This window comes from Bacteroidota bacterium, from assembly GCA_016699695.1.
Classification (GTDB): Bacteria; Bacteroidota; Bacteroidia; order Bacteroidales; family UBA10428; genus UBA10428.
In genome coordinates this window covers 3308503-3328114 of the sequence record CP065006.1, presented here as the reverse complement: position 1 = coordinate 3328114, position 19612 = coordinate 3308503, and the positions used below count along the sequence as shown (strand labels likewise).

General features: G+C 39.9%; 15 protein-coding genes. 10 read left to right on the top strand and 5 right to left on the bottom strand.

All coding sequences use genetic code 11. From position 1 onward, the window contains the following. Positions 1-6 precede the first annotated feature (6 nt). The 6 genes from IPM71_13870 to IPM71_13845 all read left to right on the top strand — a co-directional run bounded on the left by IPM71_13870 (position 7) and on the right by IPM71_13845 (position 6439). On the top strand, positions 7-1356 hold the full coding sequence (locus tag IPM71_13870) for a gliding motility-associated C-terminal domain-containing protein (protein ID QQS50657.1): 1350 nt from the start codon (positions 7-9) through the stop codon (positions 1354-1356). Continuing rightward, positions 1357-2382, top strand: coding sequence for a PorP/SprF family type IX secretion system membrane protein (locus tag IPM71_13865; GenBank protein QQS50656.1), 1026 nt, complete (start codon positions 1357-1359; stop codon positions 2380-2382). A 104-nt stretch (positions 2383-2486) separates the two neighbouring features. Continuing rightward, entirely contained in the window at positions 2487-3323 is an 837-nt protein-coding gene (locus IPM71_13860) for a hypothetical protein (GenBank protein ID QQS50655.1), read from the top strand. A 77-nt stretch (positions 3324-3400) separates the two neighbouring features. Next, entirely contained in the window at positions 3401-4633 is a 1233-nt protein-coding gene (locus tag IPM71_13855) for an RES domain-containing protein (GenBank protein ID QQS50654.1), read from the top strand. Positions 4634-4844: 211 nt separating this feature from the next. Continuing rightward, the gene (locus tag IPM71_13850; GenBank protein ID QQS50653.1) at positions 4845-5657 is read left to right on the top strand and encodes a hypothetical protein; all 813 of its coding nucleotides are present in this window, start codon (positions 4845-4847) and stop codon (positions 5655-5657) included. Positions 5658-5737: 80 nt separating this feature from the next. After that, the gene (locus IPM71_13845) at positions 5738-6439 is read left to right on the top strand and encodes a DNA alkylation repair protein (GenBank protein QQS50652.1); all 702 of its coding nucleotides are present in this window, start codon (positions 5738-5740) and stop codon (positions 6437-6439) included. 134 nt (positions 6440-6573) lie between these two features. Here the strand turns inward: IPM71_13845 and IPM71_13840 are convergent, their stop codons facing one another. Next, the gene (locus IPM71_13840; protein ID QQS50651.1) at positions 6574-7272 is read right to left on the bottom strand and encodes a hypothetical protein; all 699 of its coding nucleotides are present in this window, start codon (positions 7270-7272) and stop codon (positions 6574-6576) included. A 71-nt stretch (positions 7273-7343) separates the two neighbouring features. Here IPM71_13840 and recG point away from each other — a divergent pair, with 71 nt between their 5' ends. From recG to IPM71_13825, 3 genes are all read left to right on the top strand, one after another. Further along, a complete protein-coding gene (gene recG / locus IPM71_13835) occupies positions 7344-9449 on the top strand; it encodes an ATP-dependent DNA helicase RecG (protein ID QQS50650.1) in 2106 nt (701 codons plus the stop codon). Between the two features lie 399 nt (positions 9450-9848). Then, positions 9849-11063, top strand: a complete 1215-nt coding sequence (locus IPM71_13830; protein ID QQS52844.1) for an IS701 family transposase — start codon at positions 9849-9851, stop codon at positions 11061-11063. Positions 11064-11442: 379 nt separating this feature from the next. Further along, positions 11443-11862, top strand: a complete 420-nt coding sequence (locus tag IPM71_13825; protein QQS50649.1) for a hypothetical protein — start codon at positions 11443-11445, stop codon at positions 11860-11862. A 56-nt stretch (positions 11863-11918) separates the two neighbouring features. On the opposite strand, the gene IPM71_13820 is transcribed toward IPM71_13825, so the two are convergent. Next, on the bottom strand, positions 11919-12245 hold the full coding sequence (locus tag IPM71_13820) for a hypothetical protein (protein QQS50648.1): 327 nt from the start codon (positions 12243-12245) through the stop codon (positions 11919-11921). Between the two features lie 265 nt (positions 12246-12510). Here IPM71_13820 and IPM71_13815 point away from each other — a divergent pair, with 265 nt between their 5' ends. Next, positions 12511-14529, top strand: coding sequence for a tetratricopeptide repeat protein (locus tag IPM71_13815; GenBank protein ID QQS50647.1), 2019 nt, complete (start codon positions 12511-12513; stop codon positions 14527-14529). Between the two features lie 69 nt (positions 14530-14598). Here the strand turns inward: IPM71_13815 and IPM71_13810 are convergent, their stop codons facing one another. The 3 genes from IPM71_13810 to IPM71_13800 form a co-directional block, all read right to left on the bottom strand. Then, the gene (locus IPM71_13810; protein ID QQS50646.1) at positions 14599-15879 is read right to left on the bottom strand and encodes a serine hydroxymethyltransferase; all 1281 of its coding nucleotides are present in this window, start codon (positions 15877-15879) and stop codon (positions 14599-14601) included. A 137-nt stretch (positions 15880-16016) separates the two neighbouring features. Then, entirely contained in the window at positions 16017-17807 is a 1791-nt protein-coding gene (locus IPM71_13805) for a chloride channel protein (protein ID QQS50645.1), read from the bottom strand. Between the two features lie 3 nt (positions 17808-17810). Continuing rightward, positions 17811-19580: a chloride channel protein gene (locus IPM71_13800; GenBank protein QQS50644.1), complete on the bottom strand. Its 1770-nt coding sequence runs from the start codon at positions 19578-19580 to the stop codon at positions 17811-17813. Positions 19581-19612: the final 32 nt, after the last annotated feature.

Here is a 19612-nt window from a genome sequence, read left to right as displayed (position 1 = left end):
AACTGCATGCAATTTATTCGATTTGATTTACATCTCACTTGCTTGTTGCTTTTTTTTATGCCGATTGGTCTATTTGCTCAAAAAATAACTTTCTCCGACAGCCTTATTTGTCCCGGGGATTCTGTGCTCGTTACCATCGAGTTGGAGGGCGCCCTTTTTGGCTACTTCGACTATAGTATTAACCAAAATGGCTACCATAAGGAATTGGTTATGGGCACCAGAAGTTTTTATGCAAAAGAACCTGGCATATATAGCTTTACCCAGTTTGGTATTATCGACATAAACACCATGGATACTTTGGATGTGATAGATACCCTTATTGCATTCAACCTGCGGTGGTACGACCTGCCCAATGCCTGGCTAACCGGGGGAGGAACCTATTGTAGCAACGAAGATATTGTTCCACTTGTAGTTAATTTCAGAGGTGAAGCAAGCTGGGAACTCACCTATTTGTTAAACAATGAGCAACAGATTACTCAGGTATTTGAGGCTAATAAAAATGAAATTGTTAAAGATAGCAGCCTGGTTGTTGAACTCATTTCGCTTACCGATGAAAACTGTACTGTGAGCCTCAGTGGGACAGGCTTTTTACTTATCCATCAAATCCCGGTAGCTACCTTGAATGGTGATTCGTTATTTTGTCTGAACGACGAGTCCGTTTTTGTGGCTTCATCCAACTTGCCTTCCAGCTATATCTGGGGTACACCGGCAGCGGCATTCATCATGGAGGATTCTGTGCCCTATGATTCTTCCAATGCACTAATATGGCTGCAGGCAGGGAGCCACACACTAGGACTTACAGTACGTGACTCGCTTAACGGCTGCCTAAGTAATCGGGTAGAAATGAACATACTGGTGAACGAGCTTCCTGTTGTAAAAACCAATTACGATACGCTCATATGTTTTCCTCCTGGCCAATTGGCCTACTTACAGCCCTCAACAGTAATGGAAAACAGTTTGTATTGGCCCGAAGCCAATTACACTGGCACCACACTTGCTATCAGCGGTCCGGGAACTTATAGCTATATCGAAACCACACCCTTTGGATGCTCGAATGAAGGCGAAATAAGGGCATTGGCAGAATGCAAAGCCGAGTTGCATGTGCCGGAGGCCTTTACCCCCAACAACGATGGCATCAACGACTACCTGTTACTGTACGGGCACTATTTCAACTTAAAACTGAAAATCTTTTTTTCCACAGGGGAATTGATCATGGAACGTTACGGATCAGATCCCTGGGATGGAATGCTCAAAGATACACCTGCCCCCAATGGCATCTATTATTGGAATGCGGAATTTATGGATGAAGCGGGAGCTTATTATTCGGCCAAGGGACAATTTACACTCCTAAGATAAATGCCTCGATTATTGTTATATATTATTTTAGGTTTTGCTGCAGTGCTTGCTGAAGGACAGGAAAACCATTTTGCGCAATTTTATTCGGCACCTCAATACCTTAACCCGGCATTTGCAGGCGATGCGAAACAAGCCAGGGCTGGAAGCACTTTTCGGTTGATGAGCCCTTCTGATGAAACTAATATACTCAATTCGCTGGTGCATTTCGATTACAAAATACACCATCAACCCAATGGAATCGGTGTATTCTTTTATCAGCATACCGAAGCTCTGACCCATTTAAAACTTCAGGTAAATTATTCGCATAGCATACAATTAAACGAAAAATCGTGGGTAAAAGGCGGGTTGGCTGTTTCGTTCAATCAGCGACATACTCCCAGCCAAAGTTTGAAATATCCCGATCAATACAATAACTCTGGCTACACAGGGCAGGCCAGTGCTGAACAAAACCTAAAAGAAAATTCCTATTTCCCGGCTGTGGCTGCTGGTATAATTTTATACAACCATCAAACCTGGATGAGCCTTTCTGCCGATTATCTGAATCAGCCAAAGGAAAACTTTGCAGGAGCATCCAGTACTTACCCTACAAAACTTTGTTTTATGATGGGTAGCTTCATTCCTATTAATAAAACAAGCTCCAGGCGAAGAATAAATAAAATGGGAGATTTGAAACCTATTTCAGGAATAGGTCCGTTGGCTGGATTTACCTGGCAGAATAAATACCTGGAGGCGTCTGCTGGAATCAGCTTGTATGCAAAACCTATTTTTGTGGGAATAAACTACCGTTACCAGCATAACCTAGCTCTGGAGACTACCCAAAATGCATACAAAGCCTTGGTATGGATTGTCGGAATCAGGCAACAGGGTTATTCCTTCACTTATTCCTACGATCAGCTTATGAGATCCGTAACCTCAAATAAAAGCAAAGCACATGAGTTTTCGTTGGTTTTCTATTTCGAAGGTGCGCGACGCGATATAAAACCTGTAAAACTGGTGCCTCTGCCAGCTCAACTTTTTTATGATTAACCCTTTGGAAAACATTCTTATCGTTTGGAATTAAAAATATTTCTATATTTGTTTCTACTCTCAGTTCTCCTTCTCGCTAGTCTTTAATTTTGATAAAAACAAGTATGACAATTAATGGAGTTAGCTGTGCACCCATGCCTGGTTTTTCCCGATACGTGATTAGTCAGGATGGAAGAATATACAGAGTGGTGCCTATCAGCAAAAAAGAAGAAGAATGGCTTGCTGCCAATCCGGAAGCTAAATACCTGAAGGAAAGTAAAGTGCAAAAGTTTAAAGCCAAGCAGCAAGGTCGGTGGACCCAAGTGGGTCTTATAAACGACAAGGGAAAATTCACCACTGCCTCGGTCGAAAAACTGTTGTGCACGAGCTATGGTTTGTGGCCCTCGAAAAGAAAAAAGTTTACCATTGAATGGAACGATAACAATCCCGAAAACATACATATTAACAACCTGCGTTTGAGAGAAAGCAAACCCCGAAATGCCAAACTCACACCCGAAGATGTAAAACAGATTAAGCAGTTGTTGGCCGAAAACAAATCGCTCCGGCATATTGCGAATACGTTTGGTGTAAGCGATATGCAGATATCGCGTATAAAATCGGGCGAAAACTGGCACAAAGGCGGCAGAATCATTCCCATTCCAGAAGCGCCTTTCGAAGTAGCGGCAGGAAGAATGAGGCGCTTTGTAAGTAGTTTCGAGTTTAAAAAAGTCGACAACACCCTGCGTAAACCATTTAGCCTTAAAAAAATCAATACCCAGGGCGACCTGAAAATATCCGGCATTATTAATGGTTACCACATGTCGAAAAAGCACAAAAACATTACCCGTGCCAACATGCTGGTATACAAGCTTAACCTCTATTTTTTCACCAAAGACGTTGCAGATAAAATAAACCTTAAATCGAAATCAAGCGAAGTGAAGGAACGGCTGGAAATAGTTTAAAACAGCAGGAAGTTTTTAACCTGCTGTGGCAAACTTGCTGATATAAATATGTTGGGCAGCATACAAATAGATCGTCGATGGAATTGAAACTACCTTTTCTAGATATAAACATTAAGGATACTTTTATATCAATTGATGATATTGATAAAGGCATCGCTGAGCTAAAGAATTTGGATTTTGTTCAACTTGAATACGATGATATTAGAAAGGAGTTTTTTGATAGGTTTAAATATTTACCAGTCCTTCATGTACCTCTAGATCGAAAATTACTTGACCATTTGGCTTTGTATAGAGCTAGACCTGCCTTTCAAATTAATGAGCATCAATTAGGAGAAATAAAAACGTTTGGCGCTCCACCGATTGATATGGATATAGGTGTACAAAGAGCTAATTGGAGAAAAAGAAATGTTTTCTATGGTGCTGATAGTCCAAAGACTGCATTACTGGAGACAAAAAGATTTCAAAAAGGTGAAGATTTTTACATTGGTAAGTGGAGATTTGATACTACAAAACTTCAAGCTGAATCCTATGAATTTAGAGTTCTTTTTAATGATAAATTGTCCCAAAAAAACCAATGGCATATATTCACAAATAGTTTTCCTAAACTTCTTGACTTTTATAAAAATCAATTTGGGGAGGATTATTCAATTCAACTAGAAAGACTTCATGGCCGCTTATGTGAATTGTTCTTACATAAAGATGAAAATTTTTATCCTCTATCGGCATTTTTGGCAGATTACCAACTATTTAATAAATATAATTCTAATACCCACGTATTTTTCCCTTTTTTAATTTATCCCAGTGTTTTGGATGACCATAATTCATGCAATTTTGCGATAAATCCTAAATTCGTTGAGACTTATATGTATCTTGAGAATGTTGTTCATGTAAAAATAACAGATAAGGCTGAGATAATTGAAAAGTTAGATATTAAAAAATTTGGAGTGGTTAAGGATAACCATGTTGACTGGTATTTACCTGAATTTGATTTGCACAATACTAGGATAATTATCAAATTCATTGCCTGCACATGTGGAAGAATCGTCTGGAAAGAGGAATCTAAGAATATGAAGTTAACCGAAAATGGGTCAGACATTGACGTCTTAAAAAAGGTTAGAGAGATAATTAAATTAAACCCAGATTTGATACCTAGTTCTGCTAATTTAAGTGAGCAGAAATTTAGTGAAGTGTTTAGGGTAAAATATAGCCATTATCTTTATAATTGCGTATTGGAAATCGACGAGATAAAACATGAAAACATCCTAGTTAACTTCCAATTCGATTTTGGATTAACTAAGCATAATTCTTAATTGCGTCAGTACGACTGCCCAACAATAAATATATGTAATGCGGGGTACCTTGTTAAATTTCAATTTTAAAGCATTTAGTAAACAATATAGCGTTCTGATAGTGTAGTGCCTTGAAATCCCGCACTACGGATATTTGTGCCGTTACCGCAAATATTAACAAGACGAAACCATTAATCCGAAGTAGTATACAATTGTTTCATAAAAAAGAGAAATGAAAAAAACAAACCTGTTTTTAATTGCAATTACTTGCCTTCTATCAATAGTCTCCTGCGAAAAATCAAGCACCGACCCTGTGGTGGATTTAAATCCGAAAGAGACATTTGATACCTCTGATGCACCAATTGAATACGTGCATGAGAATTTTAGCTTTCAGGGTCCCTGGGGCTATGAAAAGGAAGCGAATGAATCGAGATATTACCCTATACTGGTATCTGGCATGTGGGGCGAAGGCGAAAGATATTATCAAACAGTAGCAAAAGATTATCCGGCATTTGTTATTGATTACCAAATGAGTTCAGAATCCGATGGACAAGTTCTTGCACAATGGATAAGAAGTGCAATAAATGCAGGATACCGGATAGATTCGAATCGGATTTATCTGACGGGGTTTTCTTACGGTGGTTCCAGCAGTTACCCTTTGGCAAAGGGTATGGTTGCCGAAGGAATGTATTTTGCAGCAATAATACGTGTTGCAGGTCAAAGTCAATCTGATTTGGGAAATGAAATTGCACAGCAAACTGCAGTTTGGTACCATATAGGACTTTCAGATACTGAAACCAGAGTACAAGTTGCCCGAGATGCATTAGAATACATGCGGAATTATGAATGTAATAATAATGCCATAGAAACAAATACTTCTGATAACAAAACAGGTTATGAAAGAACCACAGTAACACTTACCCGCTCTGGTTATCAGATGTTTAATTATAGCGAGTATACCAATATGGGGCATACCCCTGACCCCTGTTATACTGATGAAACCCTACTAAATTGGCTTTTCAACCATTCATTGAAATATCGATAAGTTATAGTTTTACATTGAATTATATTAAAGTTGTGTCAGTTTAAACGAGAAATTGCAAACAGAACCATTTGATTATAGGAATGAAAGGTTTGATTAAAGACATTAAGGAATCACTTGAGGGATTTGCTGATGATAAGCGGATTGAATTTGCGAAAACGTCATATCCGACAAAAATGCAAGTTATCGGAGTCACTGTTCCCAATTTAAAGTTAGTTCTCAAAGAATTATGCAAACAGACTAAATCTTTTAAAAACCAGGAAAAATTAGATTTAATAAAACAACTTATTGACGAGGATGTATTTGAATTACAACAAATAGCATTTGAATATTTACAGACAGAAAAGAATCTTTATAAAGCGCTCACAGAGAATTTCATTGAAAGCATTGAGAAAAATCTGGACAATTGGCTTTCCGTTGACTATTTTGGAGCCATAGTGGTTGGATGTGCCTGGAGGGAGAATCTGATTAGCACAGAAAAAGTTAAAGGCTATTTGACTTCTAACGATTTTTGGATTAGGCGAATAGCTGTTGTGGCGACCGTTTCTTTAAATCAAAAGGCAAGAGGTGGACATGGTGATAGCAAAAGGACAGTTGAAATTTGTCGGTTAGTTGTTGACGACCATAATGATATGATTGTAAAAGCACTTTCCTGGGCTTTACGTGAATTGGCAAAAATCGACAACGAATCTGTCATTGAATTCATTGAGGAATACAAAGATAGAGTGCATAAAAAGGTATTAAGAGAAGTTAGAAATAAATTGGAAACCGGATTGAAGAATTAAGAGAAGCTGAACAAACAATATCCTATTTAGAAAATAGGTGTTTACCTTAATTAAAGCGCATAGCCCCGCACGAGGGTTTGTGTAGGTTAAGAGGTTCGAAGCAGCAACCCTCAGGCTTTCATATACCCTAACTCCTAAAATCTTATCCGGTAATGCCCTGGGGTAAGAAGTTCCCCTTTTATTACAATTCCCAGTTCAAATAAATCGAGCGTAACTGTCTGGTTGGCAATGGTCTCTTTCCAGGTCCTGCGCATGGCATCTGTTTGGTAAATTCCTTCCACAACAATAAACCCCTTTTTCACTTTGCTTTCAGCAAAAGCTAGATCTGAAATAGTTTTTTCAAGGTTATCGCTACAGGGCAAAATCACCAGTTCTGCATTGGGAATCAAGGCAAGCTTGGCATCTGAAATATCCTCAATCCGGTTTAGCTCTATGGCTGCATTTACACTGGAAAATCCATTCGCCAACTCCTCAAACATGGATTCATTGATAAGTGAAAACAAAGTGCCTTGGTTTAAGGCTGCCAATAAAACCCTCGATACCTGTGTTGACTTTTCATTGAGGTCAACCACAATGGCTGGTTGATAATAATGTGCCATTCGGTAAATTAATCTCAGGTACTTGCGCGAAAGGAGCCTGTTCGCTTCAGATTGATGACCTAAAGTCAGTTTAATAGGTAAACTCCCCAATTTTCCCTTGCCATAGACAACATTTCTAACAAAATCATACACAACAGGAGAATGCACGCCGTGACCCTTATAATAGCCAGCCGTTAGAAAATGCCAAAGGCGGAATCCAAAAACGATAAATGCATTAATAATTCCCGATATCATAGCTGTTCAAAGATACAGTTTTAACATTGAGTATTTATTTCGATATTTAATGCGCTAATACACCACTGGGCATGCCGGCATTCATCGATACCGAAATTAAATATTTAAAAGGCGTGGGGCCTAAAAGAGCCGAATTGCTGGAGGTGGAACTGGGGGTGAAAACCATCGCCGATCTGCTTTACAATTTTCCTTTCAAATACATCGACCGTTCGCGGTTTTATAGCATACAGGAACTCAACGAGGCCAGCGCCCATGTGCAAATAAGAGGTACCATCAGGCATTTTAAAACAGAAGGAGGCAAATACCATAAGCGTCTGGTAGCCACTTTTTACGATACAACAGGCGAGCTTGACCTGGTTTGGTTTCAGGGGCATAGCTGGGTTTTAAAAAGCTTGAACCCGGGAGCAGAATATGTTGTTTTTGGCAAGCCGGCTCTCTTCCAAAGACGATTAACCATTGCGCATCCTGAAATAGAACCGGTAGCTAAATATTCCGAAGGGAATCAATCACCTTTTATTCCTCAATACCGCACCAGCGAAAAACTCAAAACGAGTTACCTTAATTCGAAGGCTATTCAGAACCTTGTGCAAACTGTATTCTCCCTGCCAAATTTCGATGTGCAGGAAACTCTACCGGAATATTTTGTGCAACAGCATCGCCTGATGAATCTGGGAAAAGCATTAAGGGTATTGCACTTTCCGAACAATACCCGTGAGCTTCAACTGGCCGAATACCGCATTAAATTCGAGGAGCTTTTTTACATTCAACTGAACATTTTAAAACTCAAAACAGGGCGCGATAACAGTTTAAAAGGCTTTGTTTTTAAGCAGGTAGGCGAATTCTTTAATCGCTTCTACCACGAAAAACTTCCCTTCCAACTCACAGGGGCACAGAAAAGAGTTTTAAAGGAAATTCGACACGATACCAACACCGGAAAGCAGATGAACAGGCTTTTACAAGGTGATGTTGGCAGTGGTAAAACCCTTGTTGCGCTCATGAGCATGCTACTTGCCATCGACAATGGCTTTCAGGCCTGCCTCATGGCTCCAACCGAAATTCTGGCTACACAACATCTGCATACTTTGCAACGTCTTACCGAGGGACTTGGAATTCACATTGATCTGCTCACCGGTTCGACAAAAAAGAAGAAAAGAGATATTATTCTTTCCGAATTATCGAGCGGCAGACTGCACATGGTAATTGGCACGCATGCACTTATCGAAGATCCGGTAATCTTCGGTAACCTTGGTTTGGTTGTAATTGACGAACAACACCGTTTTGGAGTAGAACAAAGAGCACGGCTCTGGCAAAAAAACGAGAAGGTACCCCATGTATTGGTAATGACTGCCACTCCCATACCACGCACACTGGCCATGACCCTCTATGGCGATTTGGATGTATCGGTAATTGATGAGCTACCTCCCGGTCGTAAGCCTATTACAACCTTTCACTATTTCGATACAAAACGTCTTAGTATGCTGGGTTTTCTGAGAGATCAAATCGATCGTGGACGGCAAGTGTACATTGTGTATCCACTCATCAGAGAATCGGAAAGCCTCGATCTGAAAGACCTTCAAATGGGCTTTGATGGCATGGTGCAAGTGTTTCCTGCACCCCAATACAATGTAATTTGCGTGCATGGAAAAATGAAACCTCAGGAGAAAGAGAATGCCATGAAAGCTTTCAAAGAAGGTCAGGCTCATATGCTGATGGCTACCACTGTAATAGAAGTTGGAGTAGATGTACCCAATGCCACCGTGATGGTAATAGAAAGTGCCGAGAGATTTGGTCTCTCTCAACTGCATCAACTACGCGGAAGAGTAGGAAGAGGCGCTGACCAAAGCTATTGCCTGCTGATGAGCTCGCACAAGCTTACGCACGAAGCCAGGAAAAGGCTCGAGGTAATGACAGCCACCAACGACGGCTTTGAAATTGCCGAAGCTGACCTGAAGCTTCGTGGTCCGGGTGACCTGGAAGGTACACAACAAAGCGGTTTGCCCTTTAATCTCCGCAAGGCTAATCTGGCGCACGATGGCCGGCTTTTGCAGATGGTAAGAGACCTTGCCCAGGAACTCCTCGACCAGGACCCTTTGCTGAGCGACTCAAAAAACAAAGTTCTCAATGATACTCTCCGGAAACTGCGCACCACTCCGACCGACTGGAGCCTGATTTCTTGATATTTCTGGCAGGCTTTGGTGGGTGTATTCCGTTGAAAATCGGAATGGCAGGTATATGTAACTTTTTCTTTATAAAATAAATTTCAAATACTGTTGCTTCGTATATCCTTAATATTTTAATTTGCTATTCTAATTCTACTTTAACAGATTAAACAAAACCCTTGTAAACATTGATATTTCAAGGAAATTCAGTATCTTCAATGCACAGAAAAACAGGCTTATCGTTCCGAAAAATGTTTAATACAACGTAAAAATAATAATCGATATGGAAAAACACTGACCTCTGTAATAGAGCGAGTTAGTGTTCACCTTAATGATTATCAGCATGTATTTTGTAATTCAACAAAGAAGTTCTTTGACAAAGCACAGCAATATTCATTAGGAATAATACAAAGTCAGATGCGCAATATTGAAAGAATAAGCGAAGATTTGGGAGCTAACTACCATCAAATGCAGCACTTTATAACTGAGTCTAACTGGGATCATCGAGTTTTGATAAATCAAGTAGCCCAGGAAGTAAGCCAGGTTTTACCCAAAAGAAAACTTACAGGATTGATTATTGATGAAAGTGGTTGGGTAAAAAAAGGCGACCATAGCGTAGGCGTTGGACATCAATATTGTGGGAATGTAGGGAAACTATCAAATAGTCAGGTTGCGGTATTTGCTTGTTTAAGTAATGGGGATTTTGCATCAATGGTTGATGCCCGACTATACCTTCCCAAGGCTTGGTGTGACGACAAGACAAGATGCGAAAAAGCAGGCGTTCCTGTAAAGCACCGAACATTTAAAACTAAGCTCGAACTGGCATTAGAAATTATTCGCCAGCAAGTAACCAATGGCATCATCTTCGATTTTATTGGAGGCGATGGTTATTATGGTAACGATGTGGATTTTGCCAGCAGCATAGATTTGCTTGGTTATCTGTACATGCTGGATATCCATAAAGACCAAAAAATATATTTGGAACGTCCTGACTTGGCTATTCCCGAGCGAAAAAGCAATAAGGGTCGTGAACCCAAGAAATTAAAAGCAACTACAGACGAATTAAGTGTATCAAAATATTTACAGACTTTAAATGACGAAAATTGGCAGCGTATTAGTGTTCGTAATACAGCCAAAGGAGTTCTTGTAGCTGACTATCATTTTATAAAGCTTTGGATAATCAATAACAGTAAAATGCAAGTAGAGCAAAGGTTACTGGTTATCCGTAAAACGAAAACCAAAGAAGGCAAGGACGAAATAAAATATTCTTTTACCAATGCTAATCTTGAACAATACACTAAGAAAGCTATAGCCTATATGCAAGCACAACGGTACTTTGTAGAACATTGCATAAAAGAATCAAAACAGATACTCGGGCTAGACCAGTTTCAGACACGAAAATGGCTTGCATGGCAACACCAGGTTGCATTAAACTTTTTGGTCTCGTCATTTATTTTAAAAGAAAAATTGCATTGCTTTGATGATTTACCTTTACTATCGGCTCGTGATATTAAAGAATTTATCACTTTTAAACTTTATAAACAGATGACCGAAGAACAAATGATTGATAGAATTTATGACCGGCATTTAAAACGACAGCGTGATATAAATTACTCATATTCAAAATTGTAAATCTGTTAAAGTAGAACTAAATAGTTTTAGTTTAATCATTAGAATCAGAAACCTTCAGGTTATTTCCCCTATTTATTTGCGGGTGTTTGGATTTTCAAATATCTTCATGCATACTTCAGACAAGAGCGCACCAACTTTTAGGATAGCTGCAATAAAAAATGCCTACCAGACAGAAAGCATGATGCGAGATAGGGTAGAGGAACTACGCAAAATAAAGGGGGTAAGAGAATTTGATTGAAAAATAATTAACTTCAAATTTTTAGTCAGTAAGTAGCATTTGAAAAATTAGGAGGTTGTTTAAAGAAGGAATTTTAACCCACTTCTTGTTATTTGTAACAAAAAAAAATTAAATCTCGTAATAAACAAAAACTTTAAAATTATGAAAAAAGTAACTTATTTAATGATGTTAGTGTTATCGGTAGCTTTTTTAACAATTAGCTGCGAGAAAGATGAACCTGTTACCCCCGAACAAAAACTTACCCTTGAGGAACAATATCCCGATTGGGCTAACCTTGTGTGGGTTTCTACCAATGGATTTACTGGGGAAAATGTGTTGCCAAAACTTAGTATTACCATCGTTGGTAATGTGGTGACTGTTACATACACCTATAAAACAAGTGACGATAGAATTGTGAATGATTGGCGTAATTACGATGAAATGGTTGTGAATGAAGATGGTACGTATGTTATTGGCTATTCTAATGATGGTACGTATGTAAAAAACGGAAAATTCTTCACGTTAGTAAGTAATGTTGGATATAATTATGGTACTCACACTTTTGTCTTAGAGTCTAAATAACAACTCGGTTTTTCATAAAAAAGGGTGTTCAGCAATTGAGCACCCTTTTTTTGTTTTTAAATAATGCCTAATTCTTCTAAAAACCCAATACAATCAGCATTACCAAAACCCTTATAAAAATAAGTATCGGGGTCGGTATTTGGGTTTGTGTTATCCCCATTAAGTTTCCCACCATTATAAGGACATTCGGTATTACCATTTCTGTATTCAGTACCTGTTAAATCACCACCATTAGTAGGTAATTTAAATCCTTTATTCGTTTCAGTCTTCATTCTATTAATATCTGCGATTGGTACATGAATAATATCAGTCCAATGAATATCATTACGGGCAAATAAATTGGTATTTACAACACCTGCTGCGATAGGGATACCATCTAACATTGAATTTGTAAAATCACAAACCTCGGAATATAAAACCGATAAATTACAATCTAGTTTCACTTATGCTATAAGTGAAATACATTCAATATCAACGCAACCCCCTACTGGTAAGTATTTTAATTGGTAGGGGGTTTTCTTGTTATTATTATTCGTTTCAACCCTGATTTTGTTAACAACTTGTTTTTACTTTAAAACCCTATGGGCGTATATTGAAATGCAAGTATTGCTTAAGAAGCAATCAAACAAAAATTATAAAAACTACTGTATGAAATATCCAATAAAAAACAGCTTGATCGTCGGCATGCTGGCGCTCATTCTTCATACTTCTTTTGCTATAGAAATTAAACTTCCGGTATTTAACGATTTGAGCAAGAGCGAACAAGATTCGATGCGAAACTATTTCGAAATTTACCAACAGTATCTCGATCGCCAACCGGCAATAAGTGAAAGCATGGCCCAGAAAATGATTGTGCTTGGCGATGAAACAGCCAATGAGGCTCTCCTTGCTTTTGGGTATATGAACAGTGGCGTGGCCCTGACCAATATGCACAACTATTCCGAGGCTTCCATGAACCTGAGTATGGCAATTGAAAAATACAAAAAGTTGAACATGGAGCGTGAGCTGGCACATGTCCATAACATGAAATCGCTGGTATTTAAATCGCAGTCGAAATTTGATGATGCCACAAGTTTAGTGCAGGAAGCCTTAAGAATTTACCAGTCCTTGTCGGACAAACAAGGAATTTCTGATTGCTTGCACTATCTGGGAGGTATTGCCTGGCAACAAGGAAAAAATACCGAAGCACTTAAATATTACCAGCAAGCACTTGAGCTTCGAAAACAATACAGTAACTGGGGCGATATGGCAGCCACGCTTAAAAACATAGCTCTGGTTTACATCGACCTTGCCGAATATACTCAATCGAAAGACCACCTGAACCGGGCCCTGGATATCTATAAAATCAACAACGACACCCTTAATATTGCAAACACCCTTAATTTAATAGGTTCCGGCTATTGGCGTAACAACCAATACGAAAAAGCCTTAGAGTATTACAAGCAGGCCTATACACTAAGAATGCTTTACGGCAACCCGGAAGAACTAGCCAAGTCCACTGAAAATATTGCCAATGCCTACAAAAATCTTGGAAATACCGATAGCGCATATGTTTATTACAATTATAGTCTCGAAACATACAAAGCCCTGGGTTATCCTGAACAAACGGCCTCTATTTACAATAAACTTGGCAGCTTGTACCTGGGCATCAACGACTTTTCAGCTGCATTTAACTTTTACAACGATGCCCTGAGCCTGAAATCCAGTGCCGGAAATTCGACTGTGTTCATTGAAACCTTCAAAAACATTGGCAATATCTATTCATCTGCTGGTATGTACCAAAAGGCTCTTGAAGTTTACCTTAGTGCGCTGGAAATGGAAAAAACACTTGGTAACGACAATAAAGTAGCCTATACCCTCGACCTGATCGGAGCCTTGTATAAAAACTCGAAAGACTACGACCAGGCGCTCGAATATTATAACCAGAGCCTTCAATTGAGCAAAGCTGCCGGCAATAAAAAACAGACTTCTATTGTTCTGAACAATATCGGAAGCCTCTACCTCGAACAAAAAGACTCAGAGAAAGCGCTTAGCTATTATAACCAATCGCTTAAAATAGGGGAAGAACTAAATGACAAATGGCGGATTGCCAACCAACTCAACAACATCGGAAACATTTATTTGGAAAAAAAGAATCTGGCGCACGCCAAAGAGAATTTCTCAAAAGCACTCGTACTTAACAAGGAAATTAAAAACCGCTTTGGCGAGGCTTTGTGTGCCCGTAAGTTGGGCGAAATTTACTTACAACAAAACCAGCTTTCGCAAGCCGCGAGTTTATTCGAATCGTCGCTTAAAATCGGGATTGAACTAAACCATAAGATACTTCAGAAATTTGCTTATGAAAACCTTTACAAGTATTATGAAAAAACCGGCGACAACAAAAATGCCCTGAAAAATTATGTGAAGTTTTCTGAAATCAACTACGTGCTCCTGGAAGAAAACAACAACAAGAATTTTTACGAACTGCAATTGCGCAACGAAATCGAAAATCGGGAAAAAAGCCTCGCAGGATATGAAATAGAACTTCAAAAATCAAAAGAACAAATTGAATCACTGCAACAAGAGCTGGAAGTAAAAGGCAAGAGATTGTTTTGGATGAGCATTTTTATTATTGCTTTGGCATTTATCCTGGCAGGTTATAAATTTTTCAATCGAAGAAAGGTCTAAAACCTATAGTTGGAAAATGAAAAAAGCCTGGAGCAATGCTACAGGCTTTTTCGTTTTTATACCCTGATTTTAATAAGCAAAAATCGGATAGTTACTCATAAGTTTATTCACTCTTTTTGCAACAGCTTCAATGGTTTTTTCATCGTCGATATGTAAGATTACCTCATCGATCATGTCTACAATCTGTGGAATGATATCTTCCTTTATGCCACGTGTGGTAATGGCAGCAGTGCCTACTCTAAAGCCTGAGGTTTGAAACGGTGAGCGACTATCGAAAGGTACCATGTTTTTGTTAATGGTAATATCAGCCTTTACCAGGCTATTCTCTACTTGCTTTCCGGTAATGTCCGAAACTTTGGTACGCAGGTCAATTAACATCGAATGGTTCTCGGTTCCACCGGATATCACTTTGTATCCTCTGTCGATAAAGGCCTTAGCCATGGCCGAGGCATTTTTAATAACCTGCTGACCATATGCGAGAAACGAATCATCCAACGCCTCGCCAAAAGCAACTGCTTTTGCTGCTATTACATGCTCCAGGGGACCACCTTGAATACCTGGGAAAACGGCACTATCGAGCAATTGGGTCATGGTTTTTAATTCACCTTTTGGCGTTGCCAGTCCCCACGGATTTTCGAAATCCTGTGCTATTAATATCAAACCACCCCGTGGTCCGCGTAAGGTTTTATGGGTAGTTGTTGTAACAATATGGCAATGAGGGAAAGGATTATTGAGCAGTTTCTTTGCAATGAGACCAGCCGGATGGGCAATATCGGCCATAAGCAAGGCACCCACACTGTCGGCAATAGCGCGCATACGTGCATAATCCCAGTCGCGCGAATAAGCCGAGGCACCTGCAATAATCAGTTTTGGTTTTTCAGCCTTGGCTACAGCTTCCATTTGGTCGTAATCAACCCGGCCTGTTTCTTCATTTACTTTATAGGAAACCGGACGGTAGAGCATTCCCGAGGAATTGACTGGAGAGCCATGCGACAAATGACCACCGTGGGAAAGGTCGAAACCCAGAAAAGTGTCTCCTGGTTTTAGCACAGTAAGCAAAACAGCCATGTTAGCCTGAGCGCCGGAATGCGGCTGCACATTAGCCCATGAAGCACCAAACAGTTTTTTTGCCCGCTCAATGGCAAGGGTCTCAGATTCGTCTACAACCTGACAACCGCCATAATAGCGCTTACCGGGGTACCCTTCGGCATATTTGTTGGTGAGGCAGGAACCCATAGCCTCCATAACCTGGTCACTCACAAAGTTTTCTGAAGCAATCAGTTCAATGCCTTGCAATTGACGCTGCTTTTCGCGTTGAATGATGTCAAAAATTAGTTTATCCCTTTCCATCGAATAGTATTTTAAGTTGAAATATAAGGCTGTAAAAATACGTTTTTGAATCAGCATTTAAAAACTGATTTTTTCTTTTCACCCTAGCAACAGATTTTGCTTTTAATTGCCAATATTTACGAAGTTTGAAAAAAAAATCAAACATCGCCTGTGATTTCGATGAGCCTGTTGCGGTAGGCAGAAAAAAGCTTCGATTTTGAGATAAAACCCACATACACCCCGTTTCGCAGCACGGGAAGATTCCAGGTATCGGTAGTTTCAAACTTCAGCATTACATCGTCCATAGCTTCATTTACCTCCACTACGGCTGGTGGACGAAACATCAGGTCGCGCACCGATGCAGAATCGTATAAATCGGAATTAAATATCAGGTGGCGGATATCGTCGAGCAGCACCACCCCTATAAGCATTCCCTGATCGACCACTGGAAAAATATTCCGCCTTGAGCGGGCAATGGATTCAATTAAATCGCGCAGTTTTGCCTGTGGATGAATTACTTCAAAATCGGTCTCGATGAGTTTTTCCATTTTAATAAGCGTAAGCACTGCCTGGTCCTTATGATGAGTAATAAGCTCCTTGCGTTCAGCCAATCGTTTATGATAAATAGAATGGGGTTCGAAATAAATAATCGTGATATACGCGATGGTAGAGGTAATGAGCAATGGAATAAAGAGTTCGTAGCCTCCTGTAATTTCTGCAATTAGAAAAACTGCAGTGAGGGGAGCATGCATCACTCCTGCCATCAAGCCTGCCATGCCAACCACCGCGAAGTTACGCTCAGAAACCTGAATAAAACTAAACAAATTAATAACCCTTGCTACAAGATAACCTGCTATTCCGCCCATAAAAAGCGTGGGGGCAAAAATACCTCCTACTCCTCCGGCACCAGTGGTAATGGCTGTGGCAGCAACTTTAAAAATAAGTATCAGAGCCAGAAAGAGTACCATCACCCAAACCTGTTGTGCATGCCCATAAAAAACACTTCCATAGGTCAATTCTTCAGGGTTGCCATTCAGGAGTGCATCGAGCGAGAGATAACCTTCGCCATAGAGAGGAGGAAAGATTAATATGATTAATCCTAAAAGTACACCACCGGTTATCCATTTAGCCACGTTGTTTTTAAACCTTTTGAAGGCCCCTTCGATGTATATAATGCCACGCGTAAAATAAAGCGAAACAAAACCTGCAAAGACACCAAGAAGCATAAAATAAGGGATATTCCTCAGCATAAAAGGATGTACCAATTCAAAGGAGAAAATTTCTGCCCTTCCTAAAAGAAAATACGATACAGTAAGTCCGGTTACAGCTGAAATCAGCAAAGGAATAAGCGACCACATGGTTAGGTCAAGCATGAGTACTTCGAGGGCAAAGATTACTGCGGCAATAGGTGCTTTAAAAATTCCGGCAATGGCACCGGCAGCTCCGCAGCCGATAAGTATGGTTTTTGTTTTATAATTGAGTTTAAACAAATCGCCAAGACTTGAGCCCATAGAGGACCCCGTAAGCACAATGGGTGCTTCGAGCCCTACCGACCCTCCAAAACCTACAGTGAGCGTGCTTGCCACAAGCGACGAATAAGTGTTATGCTTGCGCAGGCTTGCCCCTTTTTTCGATATAGCAAATAAAATGCGGCTTATGCCATGTCCTATATTGTCTTTTACAAAATATTTGACAAAATACACGGTAAGTATGATGCCGATAATCGGAAATAGAAGGTATACAAAATTGATTCGGTCGATGGGCAGTTGGTTAAAAAGAAAGTTATGTGTAAAGTGTACGGTATTTTTAAGTAGCACAGCTGCAAGACTGCTAACAATGCCAATGATAAAGCTTAAGATATAAATAAACTGACGATGGGTAAGGCGTTTTTCTTTCCATGCAATAATTCTGAGAAGCCAGCTTCTGAAAGTATGTTGTAAAATGTCCATTCTTTAATGCTCCGATATGTTCTTTAGTAAATCACGATAAGCCGAAAACAACTTAGCCCGCGAAACAAACCCCAGGTATTTGCCATGTTGAATAACCACAATATTGTAGGAGCCGCTTTGTTGAAACTTCTGGGCAACTTCCTCCACACTGTCTGAGGTAAATATCACATCGTCAGGTATAAACATCATATCACGAATATACACTGTATCGTAAACCTCCTGGTTAAACATCACATGCCTTATATCGTCGAGCTTAATAAGTCCCCTGAAGGTACCATCGGTTTCTACTACCGGAAAAATATTCCGATGGGCGAATTTAATCACTTCTACCAGATCTGTCATCTTTTGTTCAGGTTTTACTATGCTAAAATCAGTTTCTATCAACTCATTCACATTTAAAAGCATCAACAGGGCTTTATCTTTATGATGGGTCATAAGTTCGCCCCTCTTGGCAAGTTGTATGGCATATACTGAATGTGCATAGAACAAGCGGGAAGTGGCATAAGCGATAGTAGACACAATCATCAGGGGTACAAAAAGATCGTATCCTTTGGTGATTTCGGCAATTAAAAATATTGAAGTGAGAGGAGCATGAATCACTGCAGCAATCATTCCGGCCATTCCCACAAGTGCAAAATTACTGGCCGGTAAACTAAACCCAAGTTGAAATAATAGATGTGTAAAAAATAAACCTGCAATGGCACCTGAAAAAAGCATGGGCGCAAATATTCCTCCCACACCTCCGATGCCCACAGTTAAGGAGGTTGCCACTACCTTGAGCAGCAGAATGACAAAAAAAAGCAGTAAAACCATGAGGGCACTACTCTGATAGGACACATATGGCGTTCGCTGGAATAAAAAATCGAAGTTCCCCTGCAAACTCGAATTAATTACTTCATATCCTTCGCCATACAGCGAGGGAACCAGAAATATCAGTATACCCAACAATGTTCCCCCTAGTACTAACTTTAAATATGGATTGGATATTTTTTGAAACAAGGGTGGTAAAAACAAAAAAACTTTAATGAAGTATACTGCTACAAATCCCATAAAAACTCCAAATACAAGGTAGAAAAGCACCTGGTTAAGCTCAAAAGTACCCTGCACCACGAATGCATATAAATGGTTGTGGCCCAGAAAAAGGTAGGAAGTGAGCACCGCCGTCACAGAGCTTAACAAGAGTGGTACCATGGCCCACATGGTAAGGTCGAGCATAATAACTTCCAGGGCGAAAACAACTGCTGCCACAGGGGCTTTAAAGATAGATGCCATGGCTCCGGCACATGCACAACCCAGTAAAAGAGTCACTTGTTTGTAGTTCAGATTAAGCACACGGCCAATGTTGGAGGCTATGCCACCCCCGGCAGCAATGGTAGGTCCTTCCAACCCTACCGAACCTCCAAACCCAACTGTAATGGCACTTGAAATGACCGAAGAAAAAACGTAGTGAGAATCGATTTGTCCTTTGTTGCGGGAAATAGACTGTAAAACCAGGGGTATACCTTGTCTTATTGGTTTTCGGTTGATAGAGTGTACAAAAAAAATGGTAATCAAAATACCCGCGCTGGGTAAAATCAGGTACCAGAAAAAACTTCTTCCTACAAGTAAAACCCTCAGGTTAGTTTCGATCAGAAAAACAAAGTTTTTAACGGTTACTGCTGCCAACCCTACCGATAAACCTATCACAACAGATAAAACCATCACCATCTGCCTGTCGGTCACATGTTGCGTCCTCCAATTGTGAAAACGGTCTGGTATTTTCAAAATGCCCATGCGAAAACAAATATACCAGTTGAAGTTAAGGA

Coding starts and splice junctions, on each gene's coding strand:
- IPM71_13870 (QQS50657.1), top strand. CDS start 7: ATGCAATTTATTCGATTTGATTTACATCTCACTTGCTTGTTGCTTTTT.
- IPM71_13865 (QQS50656.1), top strand. CDS start 1,357: ATGCCTCGATTATTGTTATATATTATTTTAGGTTTTGCTGCAGTGCTT.
- IPM71_13860 (QQS50655.1), top strand. CDS start 2,487: ATGACAATTAATGGAGTTAGCTGTGCACCCATGCCTGGTTTTTCCCGA.
- IPM71_13855 (QQS50654.1), top strand. CDS start 3,401: ATGGAATTGAAACTACCTTTTCTAGATATAAACATTAAGGATACTTTT.
- IPM71_13850 (QQS50653.1), top strand. CDS start 4,845: ATGAAAAAAACAAACCTGTTTTTAATTGCAATTACTTGCCTTCTATCA.
- IPM71_13845 (QQS50652.1), top strand. CDS start 5,738: ATGAAAGGTTTGATTAAAGACATTAAGGAATCACTTGAGGGATTTGCT.
- IPM71_13840 (QQS50651.1), bottom strand. CDS start 7,272: ATGATATCGGGAATTATTAATGCATTTATCGTTTTTGGATTCCGCCTT.
- recG (QQS50650.1), top strand. CDS start 7,344: ATGCCGGCATTCATCGATACCGAAATTAAATATTTAAAAGGCGTGGGG.
- IPM71_13830 (QQS52844.1), top strand. CDS start 9,849: ATGCGCAATATTGAAAGAATAAGCGAAGATTTGGGAGCTAACTACCAT.
- IPM71_13825 (QQS50649.1), top strand. CDS start 11,443: ATGAAAAAAGTAACTTATTTAATGATGTTAGTGTTATCGGTAGCTTTT.
- IPM71_13820 (QQS50648.1), bottom strand. CDS start 12,245: ATGTTAGATGGTATCCCTATCGCAGCAGGTGTTGTAAATACCAATTTA.
- IPM71_13815 (QQS50647.1), top strand. CDS start 12,511: ATGAAATATCCAATAAAAAACAGCTTGATCGTCGGCATGCTGGCGCTC.
- IPM71_13810 (QQS50646.1), bottom strand. CDS start 15,879: ATGGAAAGGGATAAACTAATTTTTGACATCATTCAACGCGAAAAGCAG.
- IPM71_13805 (QQS50645.1), bottom strand. CDS start 17,807: ATGGACATTTTACAACATACTTTCAGAAGCTGGCTTCTCAGAATTATT.
- IPM71_13800 (QQS50644.1), bottom strand. CDS start 19,580: ATGGGCATTTTGAAAATACCAGACCGTTTTCACAATTGGAGGACGCAA.